Below are 5807 nucleotides of genomic sequence, written 5' to 3' on the forward strand. Positions count from 1 at the left end.
AGCCGACACCGCGCCCAGCCGCGGGGCCAGCGGCGTCACCGTCGCCTCGCCAGGCATGGGCGCCGACAGCGGCGGCAGCTCGGCGTCGGGCAGCGACAGCCGGGCGGCGTTGTCGTCCTCCGGCAGCACATGACGGCGGCGGGGATCGAACATCCATTCCGCGACGTGCAGCCGTCCCGCGGCCGTGAAGGTGAGCGTGACCTGCCAGTTCCCGTCGCCGCGCTTGCGTGCGTCCCACTCTCCGTCGGCCGGGTCGGCACCCGCGGCCTTCAGCCGGGACGGCACGATGTCCGCAAGCCGGTGGCCAGGCCCTGAAGAGTCACCTGGCCGCCGCACCGAGGCGGCCTGCGCCTGCTGCGCGATGTAGGCCCGCTCGCCGAGGACCGGGCCCTCGAACCAGCGCACACGCTCGACCGGGATACCGGCCGCGTCGGCGATCTCTTCGGCAGTCTCACCGGCGCGGATCCGTGCCTGGATCTCCTTGGGTCGCAAGGGACTCTCCACTTCGATCTCGTACTGGGCGAGCCGGGAGGTCTGGCCGAGCGCGACAGCCCTGAGCCGCTCATCGATCGGCAAGGTAAAGCGCGCGCTGCGCCCGGGGACGGCGAGGACAGCGTAACGGCCATCCTCGCTGACCGCGACGAAGCGCAGTTCCTGCATCGGCGTCCCTTCCCCGAACCACTTCCGTAAGAGTCTCCCGGTCAGCGCCCCATAAGGAAAGCACCCCGCCCGGCATGTCCGGAGATCATGGCGTCAATTAGTCGCGTCCGGGCCGCTCGGCGCGGGTCGGCGACGTCGTGTCGGACTCGCCGTCAGGCGATCCCGACGCGGAATCCGACAGCCCCAGCGCGTCCGCGCTCGCGGTCACCGCGTCCGCGGGCGGGCTGTCGACGGTTATCTTCGACGGCCACCAGTTCCACTTGCCGAGCAGCACCACGGTGCACGGCACCAGCACGGTGCGGACCACGAACGTGTCCATGAGCACCCCGACCGCGAGGCCGATGCCGACGTCCCTGATCTGCGAACCGCCGGAGCCGCGCCCGCCGACCACGGCGAACACCGCGAACGTCCCGGCGAGTACCAGGCCGGCCGAGGTGACCGTGGTTCCGGTCACGGAAAGTGCGCGAGACACTGCTTCACGTAGCGGATAATGGTGAGCTTCCTCCCTGATCCTGGTCATGACCAGGATGTTGTAGTCCTCGCCGAGCGCCAGCAGGAAGATGAACAACAGGAACGGCAGGATGAAGGTGATGCCGCCGGAATTCCCCAGCTCGATAAACAGGATGACGGCGAGCCCGAGCGCGGCGAAGTACGACAGCGCCACCGACGCGATCAGGTACAACGGCGCTATCAGTGACCGCATGACCAGCGCGAGCAGCACGCCGATCACGATGATCGCGATCGGGATGACGTGCGCCAGGTCGCTGCTGGAGATCGCGCTGATGTCGTACAGCGCGGGCGCCTCGCCGGCGACGCCGTAATCGGTGGCGTGCAGGATAGGCACCACCGACGCCGCCGCGTCGCGCACCGCGGGCACCGCGTTGAGCGCCGCCGTGGTGGACGGGTCGCCGGCCGCGAGCGAGGTCTCGAACTGGATCGTCTTGCCATCCGTGGACACGAACTGCTGAGTCGCCCGGTACAGCTGGTACGCGCCGGACCACTGGGCAGCCGTGACCCTGCCGGCGAGGGCGGCTGGCACGGGCGGCACGGTCGGCGGCAGCGGGGCGGAGCCGAGGACGGCGTGCAGCTCGGCGTACTGGACCGGGGTGATCCCGGCGCCGCCGACCGGGTTGAGGGGCCCGGTCACCCCGGTGAACTCCTTGGACGCCTGGAGCTTCGCGGTCGCCGCCGCGATGGCGGGCGCCTCATCCCAGGCGGGCACCGGCAGCTTGTAGACGAGGTTCGTCGGGTTGGCGGCCGTGGCCGGGAAGTACTTGTTAAGCAGGGTGGTGCCGGCGGCGGAGTCGGTTCCGGCGGGCGCCGAGATGGTGCCGCCGAATCCGGCGCTCTGGTACCCGGTGACCGCGGCCGCCAGCCCGCCGAGCACGATCACGCCGATAGTCAGCGTGACGGCCGGGCGCTTGACGATGCGCGCGGCGATCCGGCCCCACGCCCCGCTGGTGGCGCCGCCTGGCTTGGGCTTGGACGGCCAGAACGCGGCGCGCCCGAAGATCGCCAGCAGCGCGGGCAGCAGCGTCAGGCCGGCCACCAGCATGACGCCGATGCCGATCGCCAGCGGGATGCCGAGGTTGGAGTAGATCTGGAAGGTCGCGAACAGCAGCGACAGCAGCGCCGCGATGACGGTGAGGGCGGAGAACGTGATCGACTCGCCCACCTTGGTCAGCGCGTTGACCACCGCGTCCTTCCCAGGGTCGCCGAGCCGGATCCGCTCGCGGACCCGGAACACCAGGAACAGGCCGTAGTCGGTGCCGGCGCCGAGCACGAGCACGATCAGCAGCAGCTGGGAGAGCTGGGACACCTTGAGCCCGTGGTTGGCGAGCTCGGCGACCAGCGGCCCGGATATCGCCACCGACAGCAGCGCCGGGATCACCGTGATAAATGGCGCGAGCAACGACCTGAAGATCACCAGCAGCAGCAGCAGGATGAAGATCAGCGCGACGAACTGAACCTGGTTGCCCGTGTTGCCGGACTGCTTCTGCTGGTCGACCTGGATCGCTATCTGGCCGGCCAGGTGCACCTGCATGCCCGGCGGCGGCGATGAGTCCGTGATCGCGGTGCGCAGGTTGTCGACGAGGTCCGTGACCGCCTTGTCGTCGTTGAGGTTCACGGTGGAGAGCACCTGGAGCTGCGCGGCCTGTCCGTCGACGCCGTTCGGGCCCGGCACTGGCGACTGGCCGAGCTCGCGCGCCTTCGTCACGGTCGGCACCTTGGCCAGGTCGGTCGTCAGGGTAGCCAGATAGGCCTGGTCTGCTGCGGTGAACGATCCGGTGGGTACCGCGGCTACCACCGGCACCGGCGTGACGGACAGCGAGATCCCGAGCGGGGCAGCGAGGGTCGTCGCATGCTCGCTCGGCGCGTTCGCGGGCAGGAACGCGCTGTTGTTGCCCTGTGTCACGCTGGCGAGCGACGGCAGGGCCTTCGGGATGGCCACCGCGGCCACCACCCAGATGGCCAGCACTACCCAGCGGAACTTGACGGCGAACGAACCGATCGCCCGGAAAATGTCGTCAACGTGCACGCGCCTAAGGATAGCGATGAGTCAGCTGACCGCTGACTTGGGTCTCAGCCCGTTCTCAGCTAGCGCCGCCGCCGCCGCTGGCTAGGGCGCCAGCGACACGCCGGCGGTCAGCGTCGCTGTTTCGCTGCGAACGCGCGCCGGAGACGGCAACATAGGCGGACAGGAGGCGACAAAGATGCGGCATCTAGCGGGATTTGTCCTGGCAATCGTGCTCGCGGTGGCGATTTTCTTCGGCGCAACCTGGGGCTACCTGCGCCTGTTGCGCGTCCCGGTGGTGAACGGCGCCGCGGCCACCCTCCCGGCGGTCGGCGGCTCGCTGCTGCACCAGCGGAACGTACTGCTCGCTTTCGCCGCGCTGGCCGGCGTGGGCCTGCTGGCCGGGATCTGCGTGGCGGTGCCGCGGATCTCCCCGCTGGCGGCCGGGCTGCCCGGGCTCGGCCTGCTCGCCTGGACCGTCATCTACCTGGTGAACGTGGGCCGCGCGGTGCGCTACATCCCGCTGAAGGCGGACGCGTTCGGCGACGGCTTCGAGGCGATGCTGATCAACGGCGTGCTCGCCGCCGCGGGGCTCGCGATGATCGTTCCGCTGTTTATCCCGTCCCGCTGGCGGCGGACCGCGCTGCCTGTTTACCTGGAGCCCGGCGAGGACCTGACGGCACAACCGGGGACCGGCAGCAGCGTGCTGCTGACGTCCGACTGGGGGAACCAGACGGCGCCGATCCAGCAGCAGCCGGGCGACCAGCCGCCCGACCCGTGGTCGTGACGGCCGGTCCCGGCCACCCGGCCGACTGACTGGCTCAGCCTCAGCGGAACTGGGCGCTCTCGGTCGAACCCGCGAGCGCGAGAGTCTCCGCGTTCGGCGCCACCGCCTGCGTGACCAAGTCGAAGTAGCCGGTGCCCGCCTCGCGCTGGTGCCTGGTGGCGGTGTAGCCGAGCGGCTCGGCCGCGAACTCCGCCTCCTGCAGCCGCACGTACGCCGTCATGTCCTCGCGCGCGTAGCCGTGCGCCAGGTCGAACATGGAGTAGTTGAGCGCGTGGAACCCCGCCAGCGTGATGAACTGGAAGCGGTACCCCATCGCCGCCAGCTCCTTCTGGAACCTGGCGATCGTCGCCTCGTCGAGATGCGCTCGCCAGTTGAACGACGGCGAGCAGTTGTAGGCGAGCATCTGGTCCGGGTACTCGGCCTTGATCGCCTCGGCGAACTCGCGCGCCTCGGCCAGGTCCGGGGTGGAGGTCTCCATCCACAGCAGGTCGGAGTACGGGGCGTAGGCCAGGCCGCGCGCCACGCACGGCGCCATCCCGTTCGCCACTCGGTAGAAGCCCTCCGCGGTCCGGTCGCCGGTGATGAACTGCCGGTCCCGCTCGTCCACGTCCGCGGTCAGCAGGGTCGCGGCGTGCGCGTCGGTGCGGGCGACGACCAGCGTCGGCACGCCGCACACGTCGGCCGCGAGCCGCGCGGCGGTCAGCGTCTTGACGTGCTGCCCGGTCGGGATGAGCACCTTCCCGCCGAGGTGGCCGCACTTCTTTTCCGACGAGAGCTGGTCCTCGAAGTGCACGCCCGCGGCGCCCGCCTCGATCATCGCCTTCATCAGCTCGAACACGTTCAGCACCCCGCCGAACCCGGCCTCCGCGTCCGCCACGATCGGCGCGAGCCAGTTCTGCCGCGGGGCGGTGCTGTCGGCGGACCGTTCCGACCAGGTGATCTGGTCCGCGCGCAGCAGCGCGTTGTTGATCCGCCGCACCATCTGGGGCACCGAGTTCACCGGGTAGAGCGACTGGTCGGGGTAGGTGTGCCCGGCCAGGTTCCCGTCGGCCGCGACCTGCCACCCGGACAGGTAGATGGCCTGCAGCCCGGCCTTGACCATCTGCACCGCCTGGTTGCCGGTGATCGCGCCGAGCGCCCGCACGGCATCCTCGGTGTGCAGCAGCTCCCACAGCCGCTCCGCGCCGCGCCTGGCGAGCGTGTGCTCCTCAGTGATGGAGCCACGCAGCCGGATCACGTCCTCGGCGGTGTAGGTTCGCGCGATGTCGGCCCAGCGGGGGTCGGTCTCCCACTGTTGACGCAGGTTGGCCGCTTGCTGGCTGATCGTGTCCATGGTTATGCCTCTCGGTTTGGTGCCGTACCGCCAGGGTGCCCGTAGCCGGCGCCAGAGCCGAGGGCTAATCTCAATTAAATTCTTTCATTTTTTTCAGAACGGGCCCGTGTTACACTTTTTCGCGATGAAAGAATCGCCAAAATTGGTAGAGACCGAAGGTCTAGACCTCGCAACATTCGGCCAGCGGCTGCGTCATGTGCGCCGCGCGCGGGGCATGACCCTCGCCGATCTCGGCGCCCGCGTGGGCCGCACGCCGTCGGTCCTGTCGCTGATCGAGAACGGCAAGCGCGAGCCCAGGCTGACCCTGGTAGAGCAGCTCGCCACCGCGCTCGGGGTGCCCGTCGGCGAACTGCTGAAGAAGCAGCCGCCGAGCCGGCGCGCCCAGCTGGAGATCGCCCTCGAGCAGTCGCAGCGCGACCCGTCCTACCGGGCGCTCGGACTGCCACAGCTGCGAGTCGGCACCCGGGTGCCGACCGAGGTGCTCGAGCACCTCGTCGGCCTCGCCACCGAAC

Annotated in this window: 5 protein-coding genes; 2 read left to right on the top strand and 3 right to left on the bottom strand. The window is 69.8% G+C overall.

What is annotated here, in order from left to right:
* Together sepH and WA805_RS01735 are read right to left on the bottom strand one after the other, a co-directional pair.
* Positions 1-660 (bottom strand): septation protein SepH (sepH, locus tag WA805_RS01730; RefSeq protein WP_422339439.1); only part of this gene is annotated, 660 nt, incomplete at its 3' end.
* Positions 661-757: 97 nt separating this feature from the next.
* Positions 758-3199 carry an MMPL family transporter gene (locus WA805_RS01735; RefSeq protein ID WP_422322769.1) on the bottom strand — a complete coding sequence of 814 codons (2442 nt, stop codon included), beginning with the start codon at positions 3197-3199 and terminating at the stop codon, positions 758-760.
* A gap of 175 nt (positions 3200-3374) precedes the next feature.
* Here WA805_RS01735 and WA805_RS01740 point away from each other — a divergent pair, with 175 nt between their 5' ends.
* Positions 3375-3962, top strand: coding sequence for a hypothetical protein (locus tag WA805_RS01740; protein ID WP_422339440.1), 588 nt, complete (start codon positions 3375-3377; stop codon positions 3960-3962).
* Positions 3963-4002: 40 nt separating this feature from the next.
* Here WA805_RS01740 and aceA read toward each other — a convergent pair whose 3' ends face one another.
* Positions 4003-5295 (bottom strand): isocitrate lyase, encoded by a 1293-nt coding sequence (gene aceA / locus WA805_RS01745; RefSeq protein ID WP_422271744.1) that lies wholly within the window; start codon positions 5293-5295, stop codon positions 4003-4005.
* A gap of 124 nt (positions 5296-5419) precedes the next feature.
* Here aceA and WA805_RS01750 point away from each other — a divergent pair.
* The coding region (locus tag WA805_RS01750; protein ID WP_425241495.1) for a helix-turn-helix domain-containing protein at positions 5420-5807 on the top strand (388 nt) is incomplete at its 3' end.

The organism is Trebonia sp. (assembly GCF_049794275.1).
GTDB lineage: Bacteria > Actinomycetota > Actinomycetes > Streptosporangiales > Streptosporangiaceae > Trebonia.